Raw genomic sequence first — 26520 nt, 5'->3', positions numbered from 1 at the left:
TGAGTGACTAAGATAGGAGCCTGCCAATTGCAGGCTCTTTTTGTTTTATACCCAAGTCACTTTAAGGTTCAGAAAGCACAGCGCAGCATCATTTACTTAGCTGTTCTTATCTATCTGAGCCAAGCATCTTGAGGTTACTTAGGTATACAATAACAACATTGATTCTAGGTTAGGTTCACTATGGAACTGGTCATCTCCCTTTTACAACAGATGTGTGTGTACTTAGTTTTGGCTTACATGCTAAGTAAAACGCCAATCATCTTACCTTTGCTGAGTATTTCTTCGCGCTTAAGCCACCGCCTAATTTGTTACGTACTCTTCTCTGGCTTTTGTATTCTCGGCACCTATTTCGGTCTGCACATCAACGATGCTATTGCCAATACTCGTGCGATCGGCGCAGTTATGGGCGGGCTGTTTGGTGGACCTGTTGTAGGTTTCGCCGTCGGATTTACTGGTGGCATCCATCGATACTCTCTTGGTGGCTTTACTGACCTAGCCTGCGCAATTTCAACCACCGCCGAGGGCGTAATTGGTGGCTTGCTCCACGTTTACCTTATCAAGCGAAATAAAGGCGCATTGCTGTTTAATCCAAGCGTCGTATTCAGCGTCACGTTTGTTGCAGAAGTGGTGCAAATGATTTTGCTGCTCGCCGTCGCGAAACCTTTTGATCAAGCCTATGAACTGGTGTCCGCTATTGCAGCGCCTATGATCATCGCGAACTCATTTGGTGCAGCGTTGTTCATGAGTATCCTGCAAGACAGAAAAGCAATCTTTGAAAAGTTTTCTGCGACGTTTTCGCGTCGAGCGCTCACCATTGCTGATCGCTCAGTGGGAATTCTAAGCAACGGCTTCAACACCGAAAACGCAGAGAAAATCGCACGTATTATTTACGAAGAAACCAAAGTGGGCGCTGTCGCGATTACTGACCAAGAAAAGATCTTGGCGTTTGTGGGCATTGGCGATGATCACCATAAACCGAACACGCCGATTTCATCGCAAAGCACATTAGACTCCATGGAGAAAAACGACATCATTTATCTTGATGGTGCGGAGCGTCCATACCAATGCTCCATTGCAAAAGATTGCAAGCTCGGATCTGCGCTGATCATCCCACTGCGTGCAGGGAAAGAGGTCATTGGTACCATAAAGCTGTATGAACCGAAGCGTAAATTGTTCTCGACGGCCAACATGTCGATGGCGGAAGGAATAGCCCAGCTTCTATCTAGCCAAATCCTTTATGGCGATTACCAACAACAACAAGCCTTACTCGCCCAAGCAGAAATAAAATTGCTTCACGCTCAGGTGAATCCACACTTTTTGTTTAATGCACTCAATACTATTAGTGCGATTACTCGTCGTGACCCTGACAAAGCGCGCGAGCTAATCCAAAATTTATCGCACTTCTTCCGCAGCAATTTAAAGCAGAACATTAATACCGTGACGCTAAAGGAAGAGCTTGCACATGTGAACTCGTACTTGAGCATCGAAAAAGCGCGTTTTACGGACCGCTTAGAGGTTGAAATCGATATTCAACCTGAATTGCTGGACATCAAATTACCAAGCTTTACACTCCAGCCTTTGGTTGAGAATGCCATTAAGCATGGCATTTCAAACATGCTTGAAGGTGGTAAAGTTCATATATACAGCGAAGCACACCCACAAGGTCACTTGATTACCGTCGAAGACAACGCAGGCAGTTTTGAACCGCCAAAAGAAAACCACTCAGGGCTAGGTTTAGAAATTGTCGACAAACGTCTCACTAATCAATTTGGACGTGATGCAGCGCTAAAAATTACGTGCGAGCCACATCAATTTACTAAAATGAGCTTTATCATTCCCCCAAAATCATAAAAGCACGCTGAAGCAATAAAGGTAATGTTGGATGTTAACCGCACTCGTCATTGATGATGAACAGTTTGCTCGTGAAGAGCTAGCAGAGTTACTGGGTGAAACAGGCCAAGTTGAGGTCGTGGGCGATGCCTCAAACGCAATCCTTGGCCTAAAAAAAATCAATGAACTTAAGCCTGATGTGGTGTTTCTCGATATCCAAATGCCTCAAGTCACGGGGATTGAACTACTTGGGATGCTTGATCCAGAAACCATGCCTTATGTGGTTTTTGTCACGGCTTATGATCAGTATGCGATTCAAGCATTTGAAGACAATGCCTTTGATTACTTGCTCAAACCTGTCGACCCATGCAGGTTAACTAAAACGGTCAAACGACTAAACAAAGTCATTAGCCAATCCGCCCTAACGCAACAACTGTCTGCTATTACACCTGACACGTTGGATCAGATACCGTGCATCGGACACAACCGCATCGTTATCATGGCCACCGACACGGTGGAATGTGCTTACAGTGATATCAGCGGCGTGCATGTACGCTCCACCAGCCAAACCGCGAGCACCCAACTGACATTAAAAACGTTGGAAGAGAAAACCCCTCTAGTCCGCTGCCATCGTCAATACTTAGTCAGTATTAAAGCGATTAGCGAAATCAAGTTACTGGAAAATGGGTTAGCGGAAATCATCACCAAAACAGGCTTTGAGATACCAGTAAGCCGCCGCTACTTAAAGGTGCTCAAAGAGATGCTCGGCATTAGCCACTAACACAAAAACTTCACACATCATCGCTAAGTTTCCGCTAGCGTATAAATAGGACGCTCTGAAAAGACGAGGCGATGATGTATAAAGTTTTATTCATATGTAAGCACAACGCTGGACGAAGCGTCCTCGCGGAGTCAATCGCAACCAATATCCTGCCAGCAGATTTTAGTGTCACCAGTGGAGGCTCACATCCCACAGGCAAGGTGCACCCAGTGGTGCAAAAATATTTAGATGACCACCAACTCCCCATTCCGCATATCCACACGCATTCATGGGAGGAGCGAACTCAGTTTCTTCCCGACATCGTTATTATTCTCTGTGATTCTTTACATCAAGAAACCGCTCCTCAGTGGCTTGCAGGTGGTGTTCGAGTAAACTGGCAAGTTGATGCTTTTCCGACCGATGGTTCTGATGAAGACATGTACGCACATTGCGAAAAGGTTGCTCAATCGCTTGAGCGAAGAATCACGAAGATGTCTGATATGATTATCGATGGTTTAGGAAAAGACCAAATTCGTGATTACCTAAATGAGTTAAGAGAGATGTAAAAAAGGCGACCCACAGGTCGCCTTTTGAATATTCGATAAATGGAGACTAATCCACTTGCTTGATTTGCAGTTCTTTAGGTACTTCAAAGAACATATTCTCTTCACGGCCAAGTACTTCATCAACCGCTTCGGCACCGACGAGTTCTTTGATTCGCTCTAGAATCTGATTAACGAGCTCTTCCGGAGCAGATGCTCCCGCAGTCACGCCGACCTTTGTTTTGCCTTCGAACCACTCAGGTTTGATATCTTCCGGACAGTCGGTTAAGTAGCCAGGTGTCCCTAGCTTTTCAGCTAGCTCTTTAAGACGTGTAGAGTTTGATGAGTTTTTAGAACCCACCACAACCATCACATCTACGTCACCAGCTAATTCACGTACGGCATCTTGGCGGTTTTGTGTCGCATAACAGATATCGTCTTTACGTGGACCTTGGATATCTGGGAACACGCGGCGTAGCTCTTCGATAACATCGGCAGTTTCATCGACAGAAAGCGTCGTTTGGCTTACGTAATGAAGATCGGATGGATCTTTCACAATCGCCTTCAGTTTCTCAACATCGGCTGGAGTTTCAACCAAGTACATACCACCGGTTTCACTGGCGTATTGCCCCATCGTACCTTCGACTTCAGGGTGACCTGCGTGACCAATCAGAACCACTTCCATATTACGACGGCTCGCACGCGCCACTTCCATATGCACTTTGGTTACTAAAGGACACGTTGCGTCAAATACGGTCAAATCACGCAGCTTCGCTTCCTGACGAACCGCCTGCGATACACCATGAGCAGAAAAAATCACAATGTTGTTGTCTGGCACTTCGTGCAGTTCTTCAACGAAGATAGCACCACGCTGTTTTAGACCTTCAACCACAAAACGGTTATGCACCACTTCATGACGCACATAAATCGGTGGCTGATACATCTCTAGCGCACGCTCTACGATGCTAATCGCGCGGTCAACACCAGCACAGAAACCACGTGGGTTAGCTAACAGGATTTTCATTTCATTGCTCATGGAAGTTATCTTTTATTTGGTTCGCTATTCTACTGACAAAATTTCAACTTCGAAAGTCACGTCTTGTCCCGCTAGAGGATGGTTGAAGTCCACAGTGACTGAATCGCCTGCAATCTCTGTAATAATGCCCGGGATTTCCATGCCATCAGGGCCACTGAAGGCCATGATTGTACCAACTTCCACTTCTGCATCACCTACAAATTTAGTGCGATCCATATAGTGAATATGATCAGGGTTTGGCATACCAAACGCGTCTTCTGCCTTTAGCTCAATCGCTTTTTGTGCGCCTGTTTCGAGGCCTATCAAGCACTGCTCAAAGTTTTCACTCAAGCTGCCATCACCCATAACAAATTTCGCTGGTTTACCCATGTTATGAGTACTATCTGCAACCGATCCGTCTTTCATTTTAATCGTAAAGTGAAGGGTTACTACAGATTCATTGGTTATTGTTGTCACGTTAATGCTTCCTTGTTCTTGGGTTATTACGCTGTCAGCTTGGTCTTTTTATACATTGATATGCTGATTGGCGCTCCAACATAATAAAAAGCGTCGCTCGAATCAACGGACGACGCTTAGGGTTATTCGATATATCGCAAAAGGTTACTTGTTAGCGTCTTTTTTACGGAAGCCATCCAGAATAATCATTGCCGCACCAATACAGATCGCCATGTCAGCAAGGTTGAATGCTGGCCAGTGGTAGTTACCCCAGAAGAAGTCTAGGTAATCAACAACAAAGCCATGAACGACGCGGTCAAACACGTTGCCCACTGCACCACCAATAATCAGTGCATAAGCAATGTTGTTCCATTTTTCTTTTGCTGGAAGCTTGCTCATCCAGTAGGTCAAAAGACCCGTCACAACAAACGCGATACCTGTAAATAACCAACGCTGCCAACCAGCTTGATCGCTCAAGAAGCTGAAAGCGGCACCGTAGTTATGAACGTAAAGTAGGTTGAAGAATGGCAACACCTCAATTCGGTTTGCCCATCCGTAGCCCATGTTGTCCATCACCACCAATTTGATGCCAATATCTGCAATAAATACCAGAATTGCTAACCACAGCCAGCGAACTCCAGATTGCTTTAACGTCAGTGCTTTTTCACTCATTACTTTACCTACAAACAGCCCCAGTAAATACTGGGGCTGTTAATTTTAAAAAAAGTTCAGTCGTTCTAGGCAATTACGCGAATTTACGTACTTCACCTTCGCCGTCTACGTTAGACACACAACGACCACAGATCTTCTCGTGACCTTCAATTGTGCCTACGTCTGGCGTGTGGTGCCAACAACGGTCACACTTCTCGCCTTCAGCTGCTGCTACTTCTACAAACAAGCCTTCGATATCCGTCGCTTGTGCTGCATCCGTCTTCTCACCTAGAGGCTTAACTTTCGCCGCAGAGGTTAGTAGAACAAAGCGCAGTTCATCTTCAAGTTTGTTGATCTTCGCCGCTAGTGCGTCATCAGCAAATAGAGTCACTTCAGCTTGTAGTGCACCACCAATGGTTTTCTCTTTACGCGCATCTTCTAGAAGTTTGTTTACCGCACCACGAACCGCTTGGATCTCAGACCAGAATTCGTTGTTCAGCTCTTCACCTTCAGCAAGACCGAATAGACCGTCGAACCACTCACCAGTGAATACGAACTTGTCGCGTTGACCTGGCATTTCGTTCCAGATTTCATCTGCAGTGAACGACATGATTGGCGCCATCCAACGAACTAGCGCTTCTACGATGTAGTAAAGTGCAGTCTGACAGCTACGTTGAGCGTTGCCGCCACGTTTTGCTGTGTACTGACGGTCTTTAATTACGTCTAAGTAGAAAGAGCCCATTTCGATTGAACAGAATTGCATTAGACGCTGAGTTACACCGTGTGTGTTGTACTCTTCGTATGCTTTAACAATCTCTTCTTGTGCTGCTAGTGCACGACCAACCGCCCAGCGATCTAGCGCAACCATCTCTTCAACAGGAACGATGTCTGTTTCAGGGTTGAAGCCGCTCAAGTTAGCTAGGAAGAAACGCGCTGTGTTACGGATACGACGGTACGCATCTGCGCTGCGTTTTAGGATTTCATCAGAAACCGCAACTTCACCAGTGTAGTCTGTAGAAGCAACCCATAGACGAAGAATGTCAGCACCTAGCTTGTTGGTTACGTCTTTTGGCGCAACCACGTTACCGATAGATTTAGACATCTTACGACCCTGACCGTCAACCACGAAACCGTGTGTCAGTACTTGTTTGTAAGGTGCTTCGTCTTTCATCGCAATAGATGAAATTAAAGAAGATTGGAACCAACCGCGGTGTTGGTCAGAACCTTCTAGGTATAGGTCTGCACTGTTGCCGTTGTACTCTTCACGAGCATCAACAACAGAGAAGTGAGTGACACCTGAATCGAACCATACGTCTAGCGTATCTAGCACTTTTTCGTATTGGTCAGCGTCAGCACCTAGTAGTTCAGCGGCATCTACATCCCACCATGCTTGGATGCCTTTCTCTTCAACCAGCTTAGCGACTTTCTCGATCAGCTCTAGCGTGTTTGGATGAAGTTCTGCTGTTTCTTTATGAACAAACAGAGCAATTGGCACACCCCAAGTACGTTGACGAGAGATACACCACTCAGGGCGACCTTCGATCATACCTTCGATGCGGCTTTGACCCCACTCAGGCATCCACTCTACATTCTTGATTGACTCTAATGCTTTAGCACGTAGGCCAGCTTGGTCCATAGAAACGAACCATTGAGGTGTAGCACGGAAGATGATTGGGGTCTTATGACGCCAACAGTGTGGGTAGCTGTGCTCGTAAGCGTGGTGGTGTAGTAGTGCACCTTTTTCTTTTAGTACTTCTACTACTGCATCGTTCGCTTTAAATACGTGCTGACCAGCAAATAGCTCTGTATCTGGTAGGTAAACACCGTTTGAGCCAACTGGGTTTGCTACTTCTAGGTTGTACTTGTTACCAACCGCGAAGTCTTCTTGACCGTGACCAGGAGCAGTGTGAACAACACCAGTACCTGAATCAGTCGTAACGTGATCACCAAGGATCGCCGGTACAGTGAAATCGTAGAATGGGTGTTGGAATTGAGAAAGCTCTAGGTCCGCACCTTTAGCAAAGCCAAGGTTGTGGAAGTGCTCGATACCCGCACGGTCCATTACGTCTTTCGCTAGCTCAGCAGCAACGATGATACGCTCAGCGTTGTCGCCTTCTGTTTGGATAAGCACGTACTCTAGATCATCACGTAGACATACTGCGCGGTTTGCAGGCAGTGTCCAAGGTGTTGTTGTCCAGATAACGATAGATACGTCACCGTGACCTTCATGACCTTCTGTCAGTTCAAATTTAGATAGCAGTGCCGCTTCGTCAGCCGCTTTAAAACGAACGTCGATAGATGGCGATACTTTATCTTTGTATTCTACTTCCGCTTCAGCAAGAGCAGAACCACAGTCTGTACACCAGTGAACAGGTTTGAAACCTTTTAGCAGGTGACCATTGCTTGCGATCTTACCAAGAGCACGAATAATGTTCGCTTCAGTTGCGAAATCCATAGTGCGGTATGGCTTGTCCCACTCACCCATGATACCAAGGCGTTTGAAGCTCTCTTTCTGACCTTCAACCTGACCTGCTGCGTATTCACGACATTTCTCGCGGAATTCCGCTGCTGTCACTTTTTGGCCTGGCTTACCTACTTTCTTCTCTACCATTAATTCGATTGGTAGACCGTGGCAGTCCCAGCCTGGGATGTAAGGTGCGTCAAAACCTGAAAGTGTTTTGGATTTAATAATAATGTCTTTAAGAATCTTGTTTAGTGCGTGACCAATATGAATGTCACCATTTGCGTAAGGAGGGCCATCGTGCAATACGAATGACTTTTTGCCTTTCTTAGCTTTACGGATTTCACCGTAAAGATCTTCTTTGTACCAACGCTTAAGCATTTCTGGCTCACGATTGGCCAGGTTGCCGCGCATTGGAAACCCTGTTTCAGGTAAGTTCAGGGTATCTTTATACTCACTCATCGATTCTTAATTCCGTTATATTGGGCGAAAATTAGACATTATGTTGAACGGTGGAATAAACCGCTCAACGCTTAAGCTGACGCAGCCACACCCTTGCTGCTTCAGCATCCAATTCGATTTGTTGTTTAAGTGCTTCAAACGACTCAAACTTTTGCTCATCTCGAAGTTTATGCAAAAGTTCCACTTCTAGTTGCTTGCCATATAAATTGGCATGAAAGTCGAATAAGTGCACTTCTAACTGTTGGCGAACACCATTGACGGTTGGTCTTTGACCAATATTAGCAACACCACCAACTGGCTTATTTCCTAAGCCAAGCGCTTGAACAACATAGACTCCGGAAACCGGAGAAACACAGCGTTTCAAAGGAATATTTGCAGTAGGGAACCCAATGGTTCGACCTAGCTTTCTTCCGTGAGAAACACGACCGCTGATGCTGTAGTTTCTTCCCAGCATCTGTTGCGCGGAATGCAAATCGTCACGCGCCAGCGCTTGACGGATAGCCGTACTGCTGACACGTAATTGTTGTAAACAAAAGCTCTGGGTACTTACGACATCAAAGCCGTATTTTTCCCCTGCTTCCTGCAGCATTGCAAAGTTACCTGTACGGCCTTTGCCAAAGCAGAAATCATCACCAACGACAAGAAACTTAACACCCAAACGCTCGACCAACAAGTCACGGATAAACTCTTCCGCGGTTAAACTTGCAAAATGGCGATTGAAATTGACACACAGTAAGCGGTCAATATCGAGCTTACTCAATTGCACGAACTTATCGCGTAATCGCGTCAACCTTGCAGGTGCCTTGTCTTTGGCAAACAGCTCCATCGGCTGAGGTTCAAAGGTCATCACAACAGAAGGCAAGGATAGCCTGTCCGCTTGCTCAGACACTTGCTGCAATACTTGTTGATGGCCTTTATGGACACCATCGAAATTGCCAATAGTCAGCACACAACCATGATGTCGCGGGTTGATATTGTGAATGCCTCTAATCAGTTCCATTGGATACTGCTTTCTGCCTCTGTTTTACTTTACACTGTGTGAAACTGACGGATTATATACTAATCACCCTCAGTCTGTCCCAGCTTTTAGGTCTTTTAAACGCGCACCAGTTAAAAATAGAACCACTAGGTAAACTACGGCTCCTAAACCGATCAACATCCCTAGCACCGCGCTTCGGTGAGCAAAGCTCCAGCCCAGCCATACTGACATATCTTCCAGTTGCCATAAGATTGCCGCCACCATCGCCGCGCCAGCAATAGCTAAACGTATAATAAAGAAGACGGTTCGCTTAGTGATTTGGTATACCTCTGCGATGTGCAGGCCACGATACAGCAGTGCCATATTCACAAATGCCGATAGTGCCGTCGCGATAGCCAAGCCAACGTAGCCATAGAAGTACGCAAAAATTGCATTAAATACCATGTTGGTCACCATCGCAATGATGCCGTATTTCACTGGCGTTTTAGTGTCTTGACGCGAGTAATAACCCGGAGCGAGCACTTTAATCAGCATAAAGTTCAACAAGCCTGAAGCGTAAGCAAAGAGTGACAATGATGCTTGATGTACGTCTTGTGGCGAAAACTCACCTCGCATGAATAACACCATCAACATAGGTTTTGCCAGTACCATCAAACCAAGCATTGCAGGAAGGCCAAGTAAGATCACCATGCGCACCCCCCAGTCCATGGTTTGTGCGAATCCTTCATTTTGTGCGTCAACATGTTTGCGTGATAATGCTGGTAAAATCACCGTTGCAATAGCAATACCAAACAGACCTAACGGGAATTCCAACAAGCGATCTGAATAGTACAACCAACTGATCGAACCGGTTTGCAGAAAGCTGGCAATAAAAGTATCAAACAACAAGTTGATTTGGCTTACCGACACACCGAACAAAGCAGGAATCATTAAGGTTCGGATCTTCACCACGCCCGGATCGCGCCAGCCCCATTTCGGCTTAACCATAATCCCCGCTTTAATAAGGAAAGGGATTTGAAATAAGAACTGAACCAAACCACCAAGGAAAACACCGATGGCAAGGCCAATCTCTGGCTGTGACATCTGCGGCGAGATAAACCATGCTGCCAAAATGATCATTACGTTGAGGAAGACGGGAGTAAACGAAGAAACCGCAAACTTACCTAGTGTATTGAGAATGGCTCCCGATAGGGCAACAAAAGTGATGAACCATAAATAAGGAAAGGTAATCTTGAGCATCACGCTAGCAAGTTCGAACTTCTCAGCCGCGGGACCACCATGCATCCAGTCTAGGAACCAACCAAAACCAAACAGTGCAGTCACCACTCCGGAACCTAGAACACCTAAGATGGTAACAATTGAGACTATCACCCCTAATGTACCCGCCGCACGAGCAATGAGCTCCCGAGTTTTATCCATGTCGCCTTGAGCATGGCTTTCCGTTAAAACAGGTACAAACGCTTGGGAAAAAGCACCTTCAGCAAACAAACGTCGTAAAAAATTAGGAATTTTATTGGCGAAGAAAAAGACGTCTGCGCTTGCTCCTGCCCCCATTAAATTTGCCACTACAACATCACGAACTAGGCCAAGAACGCGGGAAATAAATGTCATAGCACTGACGATCATGCCAGACTTGAGTAGTCGTTTACTCACTGTAACCTCGGAATATCACCATAAGACAGCTAACCCTATACTGTTTCTCTGACAGGTGCTGCAAATAGACGTCAAAAATCTATCCGCGGGTTGTAAGGAATAAGTGTGCCTTTCGCGGATAATTATTAGCATTGGTATAAAAATGCTGTTAGAATCCCCGCCATCTTAACCGCGATAACCTCTCTTACCAAAATTTGTTTTGGCTTAGATCGGTTTTTGCACAAATCATTTGACATTTAAGCGCAAATGAGGGATATTCCTCGCCCTTAAATTGTCACAGAACTAAGTTTTTGGGAGTTAGACCCTTGGCAAATAGTAAATCTGCTAAGAAGCGCGCTATCCAAGCTGAGAAACGTCGTCAGCACAATGCTAGCCGTCGCTCAATGATGCGTACTTACATGAAGAAAACTGTTGCTGCTATCGAAGCAGGCGACAAAGAAGCTGCAACTGCTGCATTCGCTGTAGTTACACCTATCCTAGACCGCATGGCAACTAAAGGCCTTATTCACAAGAATAAAGCAGCTCGCCATAAGTCTCGTTTCGCTGCACAAATCAAAGCTCTTTAATAGAGTCCTAATTTTACAGTGAAGAAAAAACCGACCTTGTGTCGGTTTTTTTATATCTACAAAGTTTTCTTAATAAAAAAAGCTGGCAATGCCAGCTTTTCTTTTTCTGAATGTCCCATTTAAAGACATCAGCTTATTCATTACCCATATAACGCTCAAACTAGAAAGCACTAATAAAACACTTGAGAACAAAGCAAATTGGTCGATGAGTAGTACCCTATCATCAAAATTTTAGCGCCACTCTCAAATATTCCAACAAGTTAGATTCACACTCTAAGATGAGCAGTATATTAGGACTATTTAATTAATGTTGAGCACTCTCAGCACAATAAAGACTATGCAGTGTTTTTATTAACGCTTTCACTTCATCACTCTTTAATGTGTAGTACACCGTCTGTGCTTCTTTCCTTGTCGTGACTAACTCATCACGGCGAAGCCAAGCAAGATGCTGAGATAATGCCGACTGGCTTAGCTCTAACTTTGCACACAGCTCTCCCACGGACAGCTCTTGGTTATGCAGCATACAAAGGATTTGTAGGCGTCTCTCGTTTGCCATCGCTTTGAGCAACACGACGGCTTTTGCGGAGTTCTGCTCCATTTCTTGTAGATTCATGTGTTGGACCTCTAGCTACAACTTACTTATTCCAACCCTGGCCAGCTTGTTGTGTTGCACTGATTTATATATCTAAGAAAATCAAGATACACTTCCAGAGTCTTCATTATTAGAACCTCTAATTTAGTTGTTAGTGATACACCAATATTATCCACCAAGGATTTTAATTGGTGCGCCATCAATAATTAATAGTTTTGCTCACTAAAACAAGTATCTTGCTTACTTAGATATTATTTAGAATTATATTTTTATTGATAGTAATCTATTTATTTACGCAACGATACGGGTTTACTCAAACATTTGACTGAAATCAGCATCACAAACATTTTTTACCGCGGGGTGTTGGATCATTCGTTCCGCAAAAATCACGTAGTACTCTTCTTTTAGCCCATCGACATGGCCAATTAGCTGTAAATTTCGGTCGTCTTCAATCTCCGACATGTATACGGTCGGTGCCAAGAAAATCACATCATCGTGGTACCGAGCAAAAGCTTTCATCAACGCAACATCATCAAACTCCCCCAGCACATTGGGTTGAAGACCTTGACGATCAAACCATTGAATAACTTTACGCCCCATAGCCGTTCGGCTCGCGGGAATCAGAAGTTTTTTTTGTTCCAAGATCTCAGGGAATCGCACATTTTCAATTTCAGAAGAAGCAAAAAAGCTCATGCTACTTTCACCTAACTTTTTGCTATAAAGGCCAGGACTTTGAGTAGAATCAACGGGACAATCCGAAAGGATCATATCTAGCTTGTGCTGAGAAAGGCGTTCAAGTAGCAGTTCGTGGGTCGATTCATAACAGCGTAAATGAATACTGTTATCTTCCGGGACGGTCGTCATCAGTACTTTACTGACCAAGCGTTTAGATAATGCATCGGCTACACCAACTTCAAATAGAATGTTCGAGTGCTGGCTGTAATTGACGATATCTAACATCTCATAGCTCAAACCGAACATCCGGTCGGCGTACTTAAACACAAGCTGACCTAACTCAGTGGGCTCAACTGTACGACCATTGCGCTTGGTTAACTTTCCTTTCATGCGCTCTTCAAGCGCTTTAATCTGTCCTGTCACGGTTTGCGGTGTCAGGAAGAGCGCGTCAGCCGCCTTAGTTACAGAGCCCTGTTTGCACACCATCCAGAAATAATAGAGATGGTTGTAGTTTAGATGTGACATGATCGAGTCCCGAAAAGAAAGTGATACTTTTTATACCAAATGTGACAGAGACAAACAATAAACTCGACAAAACCATACAACACCTTACAAAAGCATAAGTTTTACCGAAAGTATAAAGTCAACACTGTCATAAAAGTTGAACTGAGGCGCATTTTCTCTACAAAAAAAACGCAAAAACCAAACAAAACTAAATCAAAATTTAACCATTAAAATCAACAAGTTAAAAATTAATTTTCTTCCTCTTTTACGCCATTATCAAAAAGAACAATAAAAATCTCTCACAGCAAGAAATCTGTAATATTACTGAAATATTTGTTCTCTAACATCGCCCGCAGATTCAACTACAGACCGAAAAATGAACTGAAAGGTCAACGGAGAAAATTATGATGAACCAAGCTACTTCAACAGTGGCACCAATTTCGAGCACAGCTCGTTGGTTACGCTGGGCTAACTTGGCATTCATGTTATATCTGCTTCTTCTAGCAGTATCTATGGTTGGTAGTGGCTTTAAATGGGCAACTGGCGATCAAGCTAAGGTGCTATTTGAATTTGCCGCACACCCAGTTGCAGGTCTAATGATCGGCTTGGTGGCAACAGCCTTAATTCAGTCTTCAAGTACTGTAACGTCTATTATTGTAGGCTTGGTTGCAGGTGGCTTACCTGTAGAAACCGCTATCCCTATGGTGATGGGTGCTAACATTGGTACCACAGTGACCAATACGCTTGTGTCTCTTGGCCACGTGCGCTGTAAAGAAGAGTTCAAACGTGCATTTGCAAGTGCAACCATTCATGACTTCTTCAACTTGCTTGCTGTCGCTATTTTCCTTCCGTTGGAAATGATGTTCGGCATTTTAGAGAAAGTTTCTCACTGGCTTGTTTCTCCACTGCTTGCTACTGGTGATATGAGCATTAAAGGCTTCAACTTTATTAAACCAATTACAAAGCCAGTCGTAGGCGCAATTAAAGAGCCACTTTCTACCTTCGGTGATACTGTTGGCGGCGTCATGCTTATTGCTTTGGGTATTGCGACTATCTTCGTTGCAATCACAGTGATGGGTAAATTGATGAAGAGCCTAATGGTTGGTCGCGCACGTGAAATTTTGAAAAACGCCATCGGTCGTGGTCCTATTCACGGCATCGTATCAGGCTCAATCGTGACCGTTCTAGTACAATCTTCCTCAACCACGACAAGTTTAATGGTTCCGTTGGTTGGTACTGGCGTGTTGAAAGTACGAGATATCTACCCTTTCACTCTGGGTGCTAACATTGGTACTTGTATTACGGCACTACTAGCAGCGACAGCGGTATCTGGAGAGTTCGCAGTATTCGCACTACAAATCGCTCTAGTCCACTTAGTATTTAACATCATGGCGACGCTGTTTATCTTTGGAATTCCATTCCTACGTGAGATTCCGGTTAAAGGCGCTGAGATGATTTCTGAAATGGCTATTAAGAATAAAGCAGTTGTTGGTGGTTACCTAATGTCAGTATTCGTTATTCTACCAGGTGCAATTCTAGCCCTAACAACGTAACAACAACGACATACCATCGCTTATTGTTTAGGCTCCACATCGTGGAGCCTTTTTTATGATAATTAAACTGTTCAAATCGATTGTCCGGTGATAATTTGAGCCACATCAGCATGCTTATGCTGAGCTATCTCATTTGGAGTCGACAACATGACGCAGCTTAATGACGCTATTTCTGATCAGCTACTCGCAATAGACGAAAACCTAACCCAACTGGTTGCTGATATTGATATCCTCAGTAGCGTGAATCCTCTTAATTATGCTCAAGAAAGAGAACGTTTCATTAAAAACAAATATTCTCAAGAGCCTAATTTTCAATATTCAATTACTAACGTAGATACCCACAGCGCAAAGCGACGTCTATATGAGCTACCTCTAGAAAACATTCAAGACACCCAACTGCAGAGGCTGTACGCGGATGTAATTCAGTCTTATGCAGATAAACTGGATCAAGTGAATACCATAGGTACGCAAGAGTTTCTTTATAACTCCTTACGCTATTATGGGGAACCGAGCGCCAAAGATATTGCCAACGCCCATTTCATATTGCACCTTCCTACAGAAGAAGAAAAAGAACCTCAGCACGATAGCCGTGCAATAGCACGTTTCATGCAAAATTTTGCTCAACGCAATGGGTATGAATGTGAAATACAGGTGTTGGACGGGATGTTAGCAAACGCACTAGTTTCAGGATCTAGAGTCAAAATTAACCACGCGGCGTACATCACCACTGATGAGCTGGAGGCTCTTGCACATCATGAAATGGGAGTACATCTCCTAACTACGCTTAACGGTCGTCAACAACCGCTAAAAGTCCTGAGCTTAGGTTGTCCTGCCAATACCAACACTCAAGAAGGGCTGGCTATATTATGTGAGTATCTGTCAGGACATTTCAGTATCAAGCGCCTAAGAACCTTAGCCTTACGAGTTCTGGCAGTAGAGTCGATGATCAAGGATCGCGATTTCCGCCATACGTTCATGCTATTAAAAGAACAGTATAAAGCTTCTGATCTTCAAGCATTTACAACGACTGCCCGAGTCTATCGAGGTGGAGGTTTAACGAAGGATTACTTGTATCTTAGAGGATTCCGAGAGGTGCTCAATGCCTATGATAAATTGGGCGATGACTTTTCACTATTGTTGTGCGGGAAAACAGAGCTGAAGTACTTTGAGCTTATCCGTTCATTAGTGAGTAAAGAAATATTCACTCAACCTAAGTTTATTAGCCCGGCACTGTCCACACCGATGCAGACCAACCCAATTCACCGTTATATTGTCAGTGCACTAAAATAATACCTTCTAAGTACAAAAAAGAAAAAAGCTCCATTCGGAGCTTTTTCTATATCTTGAAGAACGATACTCGTTACACTGAGAATGGGTAACGAATAGGATCGTGATGCTCGTACCCTTCAACCCAAAAGTCATCCAGTGTGACCCATGTTTCCAAATCTTCTAGAGATTTAATCTCTGGGTTGATATGGAACGTCGGCGCTTTTAATGGCTCACGCTTCAACTGAACATCGCGCATCAGTTCAAGCTGATCTTCATAAATGTGAGCATTCACAATCTTATGAAATGCCTGACCAGGTTTCTTGCCCGTAATTTGCGCCATAATCGCCAAGAACACGTAAACTTGAACCATATTGAAGTTTAAGCCAAGCGGTACATCACACGAACGCTGAGTACTATTCAGGTAAAGCGTATCATCCAGCAATGAAAAATGGTGACTGTACATACAAGGACGCAAGCACCCCATGTGGAACTCACCCGGGTTGTAGAAGTTCAAGATTTCACCGCGATCATCAACACCACGCGTTAAGTCATCCACTATCTTACGTAGTTGGTCAACATGACCACCATCAGGTTTCGCCCAGGCGCGCCCTTGAACCCCATAGACACGGCCCATGTCGTCTTCGCCTTTACGGTATGGGTTATTCAACCAGGCATCATTTAGGTTGGCATTGGCATCCCAGGTTTTCGTGCCCAGCTTACGAAAATCTTCCGCATTATCGTAACCACGAATATACCCTAATAGCTCTGCAACGGCCGCTTTCCAAAAACTTTTACGTGTGGTGACCAACGGAAATTGATTGTTCGCAACATCGTAGGTTAAATCCGCGTTGATTACGGTCAGGCAGCGCTTGCCTGTACGCTCATTTTCAACCCAAACACCTTGGTCAACGATGCGTTGACACAAATCTAAATACTGTTTCACACCAATACCTTACTTCGTCTTTTGTGGTAATTCGTCTTTGTAATGACCACGTTTGTATGCCCAAACCATCATGAGGACACCGATAACCACCATTGGCAGGGATAAAATCTGTCCCATGGAAATAAAGCCACCGAATAACCCCAAATGAGCGTCTGGTTCGCGCACGTATTCTACTAGGAAACGGAAGGTTCCGTAACCCGCAAGAAAGAGTCCTGAAACAGAACCTAGAGGACGAGGTTTCTTGATGAACCAATTCAAAATGAAGAAAAGGACGATACCTTCAAGCGCCATTTCATAAAGCTGTGATGGATGACGTGGCAGTGGACCGCCATTTGGGAAAACGATCGCCCAAGGCACATCCGTTACTCGGCCCCACAACTCGCTGTTCATGAAGTTACCTAAACGCCCCATACCCAAACCAAATGGCACAAGCGGCGCGATAAAGTCAGCAACACCGAAGAAAGTTCGCCCGTTTTTGTGTGCATACCAGAACATCGCAGTAATCACACCCAGTAAGCCCCCGTGGAAAGACATACCACCGGTCCACACTTTAAATAGATACAAAGGGTCAGCCAGGAAGAGCTCAAAATTGTAGAAAAGCACGTAGCCTACACGGCCACCAATCACCACGCCAAGGAAGCCTGCGAACAACAAATCAGAAACCTGCTCTCGTGTCCAACCACTTCCAGGCTTATCCGCACGTCGGTTCGCTAACCATAGAGCAAACATAAAGCCAACAAGGTACATCAAACCGTACCAACGAACCGAAACAGGACCAATAGAGATTAAAACCGGATCAATATTGGGAAATTCAATATATCCCTGAGACATAAATCATTCTCTTCTTATCACAACAAAATAAATATACCCAAGTAACCTCTAGATGCTTGGTTCAGCGAGAATGACTTGGGTACAAACTTAGAGCAGCATGGTCGCTGCAACAAACATTAAGAACACCGCGAATATCTTTTTTAATACCGCAGTTGGAAGGTTAGTTGCGAGCTTCGCACCCACTTTTGTTGTGAGCATCGAGGCCATAGCAATCGCTAATAAAGCGGGAAGATAAACATAGCCAATACTGTATGAAGGTAAGCCTTCCACTTTATAGCCATGTAAGATGAAGCCGATCATACCAGAAATAGCAATCACGCAACCACAAACGGAGGATGAGCCCACCGCTTTACGCATCTCTATCCCATGTTTATTTAAAAATGGTACCGACAGTGAGCCACCACCAATACCAGCAAGGCTTGATACGACACCAATTCCCGTGCCGTAAACTACAGTCACAGGGCTGCTCGGCATAGGTTTACTGCTCGTAACTTTAATGGAACGAAACATTTGTACTGACAGGCAAAGAACAATGACACCAAACACTTTCGGCAAATAGTGTGTAGGGATCCACTCAGCAATATTGGCACCAACAAAGCCACCAATGACCACACCAGGCATCAACCATTTTACGACAAACATATCGACATTGCCGAGCTTAAGGTGATTCATCGCCGATGAGCCAGACGTGACAATAATACTCGCTAACGAAGTGGCTAAGGCCATGTGCATACTCATTTCTGGAGAGATCCCAGCAAGAGGAAGCAAATACAACAAGGCAGGAACAACAATCAAACCACCACCGATACCGAGTAACCCCGCCATCACACCCACAAAAGCGCCTAGCGCCAACAATAACAAAAATAAAGAGACGGTCACGATTTCCTACTTTTTACCTGCACGGATAAAGCCCGCAAAGCCCTGTTGAATGAAGAAGTCATGCATCATTTGATGAATGTCCTCCCCATAGGACTTTGTCATTGCTTGCTCCGCTAATTTTTCTAATTCTTCTTGTTGGCTATGACGAATCAAATATTTCACCTTAGCCACATTGGAGGTGTTCATACTCAAACTGGTATACCCTAACCCAAGTAAGAGAAGAGCGCCAAATGGATCACCCGCTAGCTCACCACAAATACACACGGGCACCTGATATTTATCACACACCTCATGGATTTGCTTAAGCGCTAACAGTACCGCAGGATGCATAGATTCATAGACATCCGCTACGCGCGAATTGTTCCTATCTACCGCTAATAAATACTGAGTTAAATCGTTTGTCCCGACAGAAACAAAATCAACACGGTGAGCAATCGCTGGCAACAGATACACCATCGATGGTACTTCAATCATGACCCCAATTTGTGGGAATTGAATTCTATCATCAAGCAAAACGGCTTCGCTGTGAGCTTGATTAATCAAGCTAATGGCATCGTCTAGCTCTTTTACCCCTGACACCATTGGCAATAAGATACTTAAGTTTCCGCTTTCTGCACTCGCTCTTAACATTGCACGCAGCTGGATCAAGAAAATGTCTGGATGATCCAATGTAAAACGAATGCCACGCCAGCCTAGAAACGGATTATCTTCTTCGATGGGCAAATACGGCAAAGGTTTGTCACCACCAATATCCAAAGTACGCATCACTACTCGTTGATTCGGATAGCTGTTAAGTATTGCTTGGTATTGATGATACTGCTCATCTTCCGAAGGAAAGTGATGCTGAAGTAAAAATGCAATCTCAGTTCGGTACAACCCAACACCATCAACACCTGTGTTGATGGCAATATTACTGTCTGCACTGAGTCCCGCATTCAGCATAATTTCGATATGGTGATTATCTTGCGTAACCGCAGGGAGTGCGAGGTCCTTGTTTACCATGGCAAACAGTTCAGACTCTTCGCTTACTAAGCTGCGATACTCTCGCAACAACTGGCGGTTTGGCTCTAAGAAGATCTCACCCGTATAGCCGTCGACTATCCCGAGTTTGCCATTCACCACATCCGGATTAATGTTGGCGCCCATGACTGCAGGGACCCCAAGAGCTCGAGATAAAATGGCAGCGTGAGAGTTTGCGCCTCCCTCTAATGATACGACGGCTAACAAAAACTCTTTGGGTACAGAAGCGAGCAAGGTGGCAGTGAGTTCGTTCGCCACCAAAATAATGGGACGATCAATTGCAGAATTTTCTTGCTCACTGTTGTGCAGAAAATAGAGCAGCCTTTGCCCTAACTCTCGGATATCTTGCGCTCTTTCACGCATGTATACATCCGACATTCTTGCAAATCGATTCGAGTATGACTCTACAACTTGGCGTAACGCCCAGTCTGCCCTATCTCCTTTTTCAATCTGCTTCTTCAAATCACCGCGAAGCATCGGATCATTCAGTAAGTGAGTAAACAGATCGAAGATCGCCAGCGCATCTTTGTTGATTTCACTGTCCAGCTTTTTCCTCATACGGCGAAAGTCATTTAACGCTCGCTCTATGGCCACCAGTAATGTCTCGTGCTCGCGTTCCTTATCTAACGTGGACGAAGGGAAAACATCCGATAAACTCGGCTGGGTATTGTCGAACCAAAACTCTCCAATCGCGACACCAGTAGACGCAGGCAAACCTTTTAATACCGTGGGTTTAGATGCTAACTGCCAATGCCCAAGATTCTGCGCATGTGCAATGAGCACCGCTAACTGAGCGGATAAGGTAACAAGAAACGATTCTTCCATTTCACTAAACAAGCGCGGCGTTTTTTGTTGGATCACCAACACACCTAAAACTTGTTTACGATGAATGATTGGAGTAGCTAAAAAAGAGTGGTAAATCTGTTCGCCGAGTTGAGGAAAGAATTTGAACTCGGGGTGTTTTGAGGCTTCGGCAAGGTTAAGGGGTTCAGCGCTTCGTTTTACCAACCCAACCAAGCCTTCATTGAAGTTGATATGAATACTATCACCTTCAAAAATAAGGCCTTGAGTTGCCATTAACTCAAGGCGCTGCATTTCTTCATTAGCAAGATAGATAGTACAGCACTCAGTACTAAGGGCAGCACAAGTCTCTTTCACCAATATATCGAGTGCCAGATGCACATCATCGACCCTGGAGACTTTCTCAACTATTTCCCTTAGCTGACTGAGCATGATTATCCTCTACGTTGCTTTTTTCTTTTCCCTTTCGCTTTTCTCTCTCGAAAAGGCATGGCTAAGGATGCAAATTCTTTCATCGCTCGTCGATAAACATCTCGCTTGAAAGAAACAACTTGCCTAACTGGATACCAGTAACTTACCCAGCGCCAACCATCAAATTCAGGGGATTTTCCGCGTTGCATATTAATGCGAGACTCATCGCATTCTAATCTCAGCAGAAACCATTTCTGTTTTTGGCCGATACAAACAGGCTTGGAGTCCCAACGCACCAATCGCTTTGGTAGCTTATATCTTAACCAATGACGACTTGTTGCAATGATCTTAACGTCTTTTTTCGTTAAACCGACTTCTTCGTATAACTCCCTGAACATGGCTTGTTCAGGGGTTTCACCTTCGTCAATCCCACCTTGTGGAAATTGCCATGAGTGTTGCCCGTATCGTTTAGCCCAGAAGACCTGACCATGGTTATTACATATCACAATACCAACATTAAGTCGGTAACCATCGCCATCTATCACTGGCTAACCTCTATGAATAAATTTTTTATTACCGTGATTTTTCCACATATCCCCATTACTAGCAAACTTACTGATGTGATATGAGCAAGATTTATTACCTTTTCACCATTTTTGGATATCTTTTAATCAAACCATACCTTATCAACACAAGAGTGAGACATTGCCCACATTTATTCACCTTTTCTGTGAATAACTTTGTGAAGAATTCAATTCAAATGAGTAATTCAGTTCAATCCCATCAAAAGCAAAACAGATGAAGAAACAAAAAAATAAACATAAAACATTGATAAAAAAGTATTTATTTTTAAAAACAACGATAATTCGATCTTCAGTTTCTTGATGATCTTTTCACCAAACTCAGATCGGTCAAAGATCCACCAACAGGCTATTTATCCACACTCACCTGCTATTCGTTTAGATGATTACAACAAAATCAACCCCAAAAATGCATTTTAACCCCTGTTTATTCATACAGACCCCGCCAGGATCTTATCAATACCTCCTCCACCTGTGGATAAGTTATGAATTGATCGTTCTTACACCGCCTCGGTGAAATCTTAAACAGTAGATTTGGTCGGAGTTTGATAAACTATATTTTTTGTAATACCACCTTGTAACTATGAAACCAGAACCACAAACAGAAGCAGAGCTATTGGAACGAGCGCATGATATGGCAGGACTCTGTTTTGCTGAGTTGGCCGCCGAGGCGAATATGATTGTTCCTGAAAACTTAAAACGTGATAAAGGTTGGGTGGGTCAATTACTCGAATGGCACTTGGGCGCTCCAGCTGGCAGTAAACCTCAACAAGATTTCGCAAAACTAGGGATCGAGTTGAAAAGTATTCCGATCAGTTACTCTGGCAAACCTTTAGAAACAACCTTTGTTTCTGTGGCGCCCCTCACTGGTGTTCATGGTCTTACATGGGAAACAAGTCATGTTCGAAACAAGCTATCTCGTGTCCTTTGGGTACCCGTAGAAGGAGAACGAGAAATCCCACTCCCTGAAAGACGTGTGGGCAGTCCACTAATTTGGTCACCAGATGAAGAAGAAGAACGGATTTTGCGAAATGACTGGGAAGAGTTAATGGAGATGATCGTCTTGGGAAGATTTGATCAAATTTCCGCCAGACACGGAGAAGCGCTGCATCTTCGCCCTAAAGCCGCAAATGCAAAAGCGCTCACCGAAGCATACAACTCAAATGGTAAGCCGATGAAAACTCTGCCCCGAGGCTTTTACCTTAGAACACAGTTTACTGAACAGATCTTACTCAAGCACTACATTAACACTCAACCAGAATAAAACCATATCAGCTATTTAGTGCGTCACGAGCGATAACTCAATATCGCAGTATGAGGCCGCCTCTTCAGTGCCACATTCGTCATACGCATTGCGCAGCCTTAAATACGCTTTATCGACCCCTAGCCTCAATAGTTCTTCTTTTACTAAGTCTAGAGAGCCAAAATGTATCGGGTCTTCACCGTCTTTAATCGGCTCAAGTTGATGCTTGTACTCCACAGCTAAAAGATAGTCAGAGACATCAGAACACCCAATCACAAATACTTTGGGAGTTTTATAAGTATCTTTATGTGGACCATGTAGCCACATGTCCAATTGATGCTTCTGCATAACATACCTCCTTCACACGATCATTTAAGTGTAGTTAGGCTAACTGTAGCTTTCGAGTTTGCTCTTCCTTTATACGTAAATCATTTGCGATTGCGGCTAAAAATCCCCTATATTGGAGTCACTTATTTAGTCGGTAACTCTTCAAGGACGTGATATGCAATACACAAAACTACCGCACTCATCACTTGAGATCAGTAAAATCTGCCTCGGCACTATGACGTTTGGCGAGCAAAACACAGAAAAGGACGCCTTTGAACAGCTCGACTTTGCCCTCGATCATGGGGTGAACTTCATCGATACCGCAGAGATGTACCCTGTACCGCCAAACTCGGAAACACAAGGGCTCACCGAGCAATACATCGGTAATTGGTTAGCAAAAAGCGGCAAAAGAGAGAAAGTAGTACTGGCAACAAAAGTGGCAGGCCCTCGCAATGTTCCTCACATTAGAGACAACATGAGCCTTAATCGTCGCCACATCCATACAGCAATTGATGACAGCCTTAATCGTCTACAAACCGATTATGTCGATTTGTACCAACTACATTGGCCGCAGCGTCAAACCAACTGCTTTGGTCAACTCAACTACCCATACCCTGACAAACAAGAAGAAGTCACGTTAATTGAAACGTTGGAAGCGCTTACTGAATTAGTGAATGCAGGTAAAGTGCGCTATATCGGCGTATCCAACGAGACGCCGTGGGGGGTGATGTCGCTACTGCGTTTGGCAGAAAAGCACGATTTGCCAAGAATTGTCTCCATTCAAAACCCATATAACTTATTGAACCGCAGCTTCGAAGTTGGCTTGTCTGAAATCAGCCATTACGAAGGCGTTCAGTTACTTGCCTACTCTCCTTTGGCATTTGGCTGCCTGAGTGGTAAATACCTAAACGGGGCAAAACCTGAAGGCGCTCGATGCACTAAGTGGGAGCGTTTTGCGCGCTACTTCACTCCACAAGGTGTTAAAGCGACCGAAGCTTACGTCAATTTAGCTCAAGAGCATGGTCTAAACCCTGCACAAATGGCGCTCGCGTTTGTCAATCAGCGTCCATTTGTTGCTTCTAACATTATCGGAGCAACAAACCTAGACCAATTAAAAGCCAATATCGACAGTATTGATTTGCAACTTAGCGACGAGCTACTTACTGAAATTCAAGCAATAGGTACAACTTACTCGAATCCTTGCCCTTAACAGTAAAGCTCCCTTCAAACGAAAACAGCTGATCTTCAAGATCAGCTGTTTATCCAATGAAGTCATACTTCATATAAAAAGTTAAGCGTGTTGAATGACTCGTTAGCAACTCAGTCAGTCCAACACGCTAACGATTACGTCATTATTCGCGACGTTAAGACTCGACGAAGGTGACGAACTCGACGTTCAACTTTTACTGCATCCGGAACATTGGCACGTGTAGAACGACCATCGCGATCTAAACCAATATCCCTCAATAGATGAACATTCGTCCATGGAATATCATGAGCAGTTCGGCGTATGGTACGCTGCCATTGTTTTTCTTCGCGTTTAAGGTCTGCTTTCAATAGCAAAGTGGCCAATTGTAGGTAAATAGAGTGACGCATAATATTTTCTCCGATTATCGATGTATTCGACTGGGAAAAAATAGTGCGTAAAATGAACAGAAATATTCTGTTGATACTAAGCCGCTACTTTCCCGCAGCCTAGTAATAAATATGATAGGTTACGGATTAATTTTTATCTTGTGAGCCAGTGGTATTGGTATCATCCGATTTAAGGGTTATCGGAGCGATAGGCATACGATCAGCGCAAGCAGTGGTGTTAACAACGTAATGTTTCATCTTGCGCCTCCTAGCTAAAAATTAATCCGTTTATGAAAGGTATAACTCATTGAGTTACGGTTAAATTGTAAGCTTTGATGAATATATATCAAACATTTTTTGCCTTTTTGATTAAAAACAAATCAATACACCGCAATTTAGTTTCATATACTTTTATGTATAACATATTCACCTGAGGAATATATAAATTTGCGGATTTTATAAATCAAACCAAACAAAAAATAAAAAGAGCGGCTCTGTGGCCACTCTCTTTTATTGTATTTATTCGCCTATTTGACACAGGGAAAGGCCAACTACATGGCTTGTTCGGAAATCAAGTTATGTTTATTAAGTAGTCGATACATGGTTGCACGCGAAACTCCGAGCTCTTTCGCCGCATTTGAAACTTGACCAGAATGAGATTCCAAAACAACCAGCAACGCATCACGTTCACTCTTCTCTCGGATTGATTTCAAGCTGCGCTTTGAGTCATTACGTTGAGGTAAATCTAAGTGATGCTCTTCAATCATTACGCTGTCGGACATTAATACCGCTCGCTTCACTTGGTTCATCAGCTCACGCACATTTCCAGGCCAGAAATAACGTGTCAGTGCCTTGAATGCATCCTCAGAAAAGCTTTTTGCTTGCGAGTTGTACTCTTTTGAGAACTCTTGTAAGTAGAAACGAGCCAGCAATGCGATGTCACTCGCACGCTCTTTCAAGCTAGGGACATTGATGCGCAGAACGTTGATGTAATGGTAAAGCTCTTCATTGAAGTCACCGTCAATCAAAGCTTTTTCAACATCTGACGAGTTAGCAGCAAGAATACGCACGTTAACCGCTTTTACGCCATCTTTGGTATCAATGGTGCCTTCTTGCAAGAATCTCAGCAGATTCATTTGCTGCTCTTTTGAAATGGTAAGAATGTCGTTAAACAACACGGTGCCGCCATCTGCTTGTTCAAGCAGGCATGCTTCCATATCTTCATCGGAGTTAATACCAAATACTTCAGCTTGGAAACGTTGTTCATTGAGTGCGCGACAGTTAATTGCCATAAACGGTTTATGAGAGCGTGAAGAGACTTTATGGATGGCCCTAGCAACCGCCTCTTTACCAGTCCCACTTTCCCCAGAAATCAGAATGCTGACGTCCGTTGGACCAATGCGCTTCACTTGATCGCGTAAACGTTTCATCGGGATAGATTCACCGATCAAACCCATATCTAAACTGCTACCAAAACTAGGCCAAACTTTTTTCTCCAATTTAAGCATGCCAAGCTGGTGACCTATTGTGCTTAATAACTGTGCATCTGGGATCGGCGCTGTGAAAAAATCGATACAAAAGTTAACAATGAACTGGCATATGGTGTCAGTGCCAAGCTGAGATTCACGAATAAACGCTAACCAACGTACGTGTTTGTGAGAGCTGACTAAGTTCGCCAAACCATTCAAGCTGAACTCGTCATGGCTGAGATCAACAATACCGATACATGGACCAATATCTTCTAACAGCGTATTAGCTTTGCGTAAGTCACCGACTTGGTGACACTTCCAGCCCACTTGCTCCAGTACCGATAACCAAGGCTCATAAGTACCGCCAACTACCACAAGCGATCCCGGGATGGAATCCATCTTAAACTGCCCAGCCATTCTCTAACCCTTTTTCATTGTTAATAGAAATTTTGTGCCACAAACTTATCTTTGC

The 26520-nt window shown here is 44.1% G+C and carries 24 protein-coding genes; 8 read left to right on the top strand and 16 right to left on the bottom strand.

All coding sequences use genetic code 11. The features are described 5' to 3' along the window. Nucleotides 1-180 precede the first annotated feature (180 nt). The 3 genes from R8269_RS12905 (at nucleotide 181) to R8269_RS12895 (ending at nucleotide 3156) form a co-directional block, all read left to right on the top strand. The gene (locus R8269_RS12905) at nucleotides 181-1851 is read left to right on the top strand and encodes a sensor histidine kinase (RefSeq protein WP_005381915.1); all 1671 of its coding nucleotides are present in this window, start codon (nucleotides 181-183) and stop codon (nucleotides 1849-1851) included. Between the two features lie 31 nt (nucleotides 1852-1882). After that, nucleotides 1883-2611, top strand: coding sequence for a two-component system response regulator BtsR (btsR, locus tag R8269_RS12900; protein ID WP_258476709.1), 729 nt, complete (start codon nucleotides 1883-1885; stop codon nucleotides 2609-2611). A 71-nt stretch (nucleotides 2612-2682) separates the two neighbouring features. Beyond that, nucleotides 2683-3156: a low molecular weight phosphatase family protein gene (locus R8269_RS12895; RefSeq protein ID WP_017636163.1), complete on the top strand. Its 474-nt coding sequence runs from the start codon at nucleotides 2683-2685 to the stop codon at nucleotides 3154-3156. A gap of 46 nt (nucleotides 3157-3202) precedes the next feature. Here the strand turns inward: R8269_RS12895 and ispH are convergent, their stop codons facing one another. From ispH to murJ, 6 genes are all read right to left on the bottom strand, one after another. Continuing rightward, nucleotides 3203-4168 carry a 4-hydroxy-3-methylbut-2-enyl diphosphate reductase gene (ispH, locus tag R8269_RS12890; RefSeq protein WP_017636164.1) on the bottom strand — a complete coding sequence of 322 codons (966 nt, stop codon included), beginning with the start codon at nucleotides 4166-4168 and terminating at the stop codon, nucleotides 3203-3205. A gap of 24 nt (nucleotides 4169-4192) precedes the next feature. Then, complete coding sequence (gene fkpB, locus R8269_RS12885; RefSeq protein WP_005381922.1) at nucleotides 4193-4624, bottom strand: FKBP-type peptidyl-prolyl cis-trans isomerase; 432 nt, start codon at nucleotides 4622-4624, stop codon at nucleotides 4193-4195. 144 nt (nucleotides 4625-4768) lie between these two features. Continuing rightward, entirely contained in the window at nucleotides 4769-5275 is a 507-nt protein-coding gene (gene lspA, locus R8269_RS12880) for a signal peptidase II (protein WP_005381924.1), read from the bottom strand. A 73-nt stretch (nucleotides 5276-5348) separates the two neighbouring features. Beyond that, a complete protein-coding gene (ileS, locus tag R8269_RS12875; RefSeq protein ID WP_017821497.1) occupies nucleotides 5349-8177 on the bottom strand; it encodes an isoleucine--tRNA ligase in 2829 nt (942 codons plus the stop codon). A gap of 64 nt (nucleotides 8178-8241) precedes the next feature. Then, nucleotides 8242-9177, bottom strand: a complete 936-nt coding sequence (ribF, locus tag R8269_RS12870) for a bifunctional riboflavin kinase/FAD synthetase (RefSeq protein WP_005381933.1) — start codon at nucleotides 9175-9177, stop codon at nucleotides 8242-8244. Nucleotides 9178-9246: 69 nt separating this feature from the next. Then, entirely contained in the window at nucleotides 9247-10809 is a 1563-nt protein-coding gene (murJ, locus tag R8269_RS12865) for a murein biosynthesis integral membrane protein MurJ (protein ID WP_318222552.1), read from the bottom strand. Between the two features lie 305 nt (nucleotides 10810-11114). Here murJ and rpsT point away from each other — a divergent pair, with 305 nt between their 5' ends. Next, nucleotides 11115-11375 (top strand): 30S ribosomal protein S20, encoded by a 261-nt coding sequence (rpsT, locus tag R8269_RS12860; RefSeq protein ID WP_005381938.1) that lies wholly within the window; start codon nucleotides 11115-11117, stop codon nucleotides 11373-11375. Nucleotides 11376-11679: 304 nt separating this feature from the next. Here the strand turns inward: rpsT and R8269_RS12855 are convergent, their stop codons facing one another. Both R8269_RS12855 and nhaR read right to left on the bottom strand, forming a co-directional pair. Next, entirely contained in the window at nucleotides 11680-11988 is a 309-nt protein-coding gene (locus tag R8269_RS12855) for an ArsR/SmtB family transcription factor (RefSeq protein WP_005381940.1), read from the bottom strand. A 288-nt stretch (nucleotides 11989-12276) separates the two neighbouring features. Then, nucleotides 12277-13167 carry a transcriptional activator NhaR gene (gene nhaR / locus R8269_RS12850; RefSeq protein ID WP_005381942.1) on the bottom strand — a complete coding sequence of 297 codons (891 nt, stop codon included), beginning with the start codon at nucleotides 13165-13167 and terminating at the stop codon, nucleotides 12277-12279. Between the two features lie 386 nt (nucleotides 13168-13553). On the opposite strand from nhaR, the gene R8269_RS12845 reads away from it, so the two are divergent. Next, a complete protein-coding gene (locus tag R8269_RS12845) occupies nucleotides 13554-14699 on the top strand; it encodes a Na/Pi symporter (protein ID WP_025768431.1) in 1146 nt (381 codons plus the stop codon). Between the two features lie 147 nt (nucleotides 14700-14846). Next, nucleotides 14847-15989 carry a flavohemoglobin expression-modulating QEGLA motif protein gene (locus R8269_RS12840; protein ID WP_053306894.1) on the top strand — a complete coding sequence of 381 codons (1143 nt, stop codon included), beginning with the start codon at nucleotides 14847-14849 and terminating at the stop codon, nucleotides 15987-15989. Nucleotides 15990-16059: 70 nt separating this feature from the next. Here R8269_RS12840 and R8269_RS12835 read toward each other — a convergent pair whose 3' ends face one another. The 5 genes from R8269_RS12835 to rppH form a co-directional block, all read right to left on the bottom strand. Then, nucleotides 16060-16911, bottom strand: a complete 852-nt coding sequence (locus tag R8269_RS12835) for a thymidylate synthase (protein WP_005381947.1) — start codon at nucleotides 16909-16911, stop codon at nucleotides 16060-16062. A gap of 9 nt (nucleotides 16912-16920) precedes the next feature. Beyond that, nucleotides 16921-17742, bottom strand: coding sequence for a prolipoprotein diacylglyceryl transferase (lgt, locus tag R8269_RS12830; RefSeq protein WP_005381948.1), 822 nt, complete (start codon nucleotides 17740-17742; stop codon nucleotides 16921-16923). Between the two features lie 87 nt (nucleotides 17743-17829). After that, nucleotides 17830-18621 (bottom strand): sulfite exporter TauE/SafE family protein, encoded by a 792-nt coding sequence (locus tag R8269_RS12825; protein ID WP_005385965.1) that lies wholly within the window; start codon nucleotides 18619-18621, stop codon nucleotides 17830-17832. 6 nt (nucleotides 18622-18627) lie between these two features. Continuing rightward, nucleotides 18628-20874: a phosphoenolpyruvate--protein phosphotransferase gene (gene ptsP / locus R8269_RS12820; RefSeq protein ID WP_258476710.1), complete on the bottom strand. Its 2247-nt coding sequence runs from the start codon at nucleotides 20872-20874 to the stop codon at nucleotides 18628-18630. A 2-nt stretch (nucleotides 20875-20876) separates the two neighbouring features. After that, nucleotides 20877-21398: an RNA pyrophosphohydrolase gene (rppH, locus tag R8269_RS12815; RefSeq protein WP_005381953.1), complete on the bottom strand. Its 522-nt coding sequence runs from the start codon at nucleotides 21396-21398 to the stop codon at nucleotides 20877-20879. A 619-nt stretch (nucleotides 21399-22017) separates the two neighbouring features. On the opposite strand from rppH, the gene mutH reads away from it, so the two are divergent. Beyond that, nucleotides 22018-22698, top strand: a complete 681-nt coding sequence (mutH, locus tag R8269_RS12810; RefSeq protein WP_005385968.1) for a DNA mismatch repair endonuclease MutH — start codon at nucleotides 22018-22020, stop codon at nucleotides 22696-22698. 15 nt (nucleotides 22699-22713) lie between these two features. On the opposite strand, the gene R8269_RS12805 is transcribed toward mutH, so the two are convergent. Then, complete coding sequence (locus R8269_RS12805) at nucleotides 22714-23025, bottom strand: DUF6482 family protein (protein ID WP_005381772.1); 312 nt, start codon at nucleotides 23023-23025, stop codon at nucleotides 22714-22716. Nucleotides 23026-23179: 154 nt separating this feature from the next. Here R8269_RS12805 and R8269_RS12800 point away from each other — a divergent pair, with 154 nt between their 5' ends. Then, nucleotides 23180-24214 carry an NADP(H)-dependent aldo-keto reductase gene (locus R8269_RS12800; protein WP_005381774.1) on the top strand — a complete coding sequence of 345 codons (1035 nt, stop codon included), beginning with the start codon at nucleotides 23180-23182 and terminating at the stop codon, nucleotides 24212-24214. A 134-nt stretch (nucleotides 24215-24348) separates the two neighbouring features. On the opposite strand, the gene R8269_RS12795 is transcribed toward R8269_RS12800, so the two are convergent. Both R8269_RS12795 and vpsR read right to left on the bottom strand, forming a co-directional pair. Then, complete coding sequence (locus R8269_RS12795; protein WP_005381776.1) at nucleotides 24349-24600, bottom strand: hypothetical protein; 252 nt, start codon at nucleotides 24598-24600, stop codon at nucleotides 24349-24351. Nucleotides 24601-25130: 530 nt separating this feature from the next. Next, nucleotides 25131-26465, bottom strand: coding sequence for a cyclic-di-GMP-binding transcriptional regulator VpsR (vpsR, locus tag R8269_RS12790; protein ID WP_053304355.1), 1335 nt, complete (start codon nucleotides 26463-26465; stop codon nucleotides 25131-25133). Nucleotides 26466-26520 lie beyond the last annotated feature (55 nt).

It is taken from the genome of Vibrio sp. Vb0667 (assembly GCF_033391095.1).
This window is presented reverse-complemented; position numbering and strand designations above follow the sequence as displayed.

Coding starts and splice junctions, on each gene's coding strand:
- R8269_RS12795 (WP_005381776.1), bottom strand. CDS start 24,600: ATGCGTCACTCTATTTACCTACAATTGGCCACTTTGCTATTGAAAGCA.
- ileS (WP_017821497.1), bottom strand. CDS start 8,177: ATGAGTGAGTATAAAGATACCCTGAACTTACCTGAAACAGGGTTTCCA.
- nhaR (WP_005381942.1), bottom strand. CDS start 13,167: ATGTCACATCTAAACTACAACCATCTCTATTATTTCTGGATGGTGTGC.
- vpsR (WP_053304355.1), bottom strand. CDS start 26,465: ATGGCTGGGCAGTTTAAGATGGATTCCATCCCGGGATCGCTTGTGGTA.
- R8269_RS12845 (WP_025768431.1), top strand. CDS start 13,554: ATGAACCAAGCTACTTCAACAGTGGCACCAATTTCGAGCACAGCTCGT.
- lgt (WP_005381948.1), bottom strand. CDS start 17,742: ATGTCTCAGGGATATATTGAATTTCCCAATATTGATCCGGTTTTAATC.
- R8269_RS12855 (WP_005381940.1), bottom strand. CDS start 11,988: ATGAATCTACAAGAAATGGAGCAGAACTCCGCAAAAGCCGTCGTGTTG.
- R8269_RS12805 (WP_005381772.1), bottom strand. CDS start 23,025: ATGCAGAAGCATCAATTGGACATGTGGCTACATGGTCCACATAAAGAT.
- R8269_RS12840 (WP_053306894.1), top strand. CDS start 14,847: ATGACGCAGCTTAATGACGCTATTTCTGATCAGCTACTCGCAATAGAC.
- R8269_RS12895 (WP_017636163.1), top strand. CDS start 2,683: ATGATGTATAAAGTTTTATTCATATGTAAGCACAACGCTGGACGAAGC.
- R8269_RS12800 (WP_005381774.1), top strand. CDS start 23,180: ATGCAATACACAAAACTACCGCACTCATCACTTGAGATCAGTAAAATC.
- ribF (WP_005381933.1), bottom strand. CDS start 9,177: ATGGAACTGATTAGAGGCATTCACAATATCAACCCGCGACATCATGGT.
- ptsP (WP_258476710.1), bottom strand. CDS start 20,874: ATGCTCAGTCAGCTAAGGGAAATAGTTGAGAAAGTCTCCAGGGTCGAT.
- lspA (WP_005381924.1), bottom strand. CDS start 5,275: ATGAGTGAAAAAGCACTGACGTTAAAGCAATCTGGAGTTCGCTGGCTG.
- btsR (WP_258476709.1), top strand. CDS start 1,883: ATGTTAACCGCACTCGTCATTGATGATGAACAGTTTGCTCGTGAAGAG.
- ispH (WP_017636164.1), bottom strand. CDS start 4,168: ATGAGCAATGAAATGAAAATCCTGTTAGCTAACCCACGTGGTTTCTGT.
- R8269_RS12905 (WP_005381915.1), top strand. CDS start 181: ATGGAACTGGTCATCTCCCTTTTACAACAGATGTGTGTGTACTTAGTT.
- mutH (WP_005385968.1), top strand. CDS start 22,018: ATGAAACCAGAACCACAAACAGAAGCAGAGCTATTGGAACGAGCGCAT.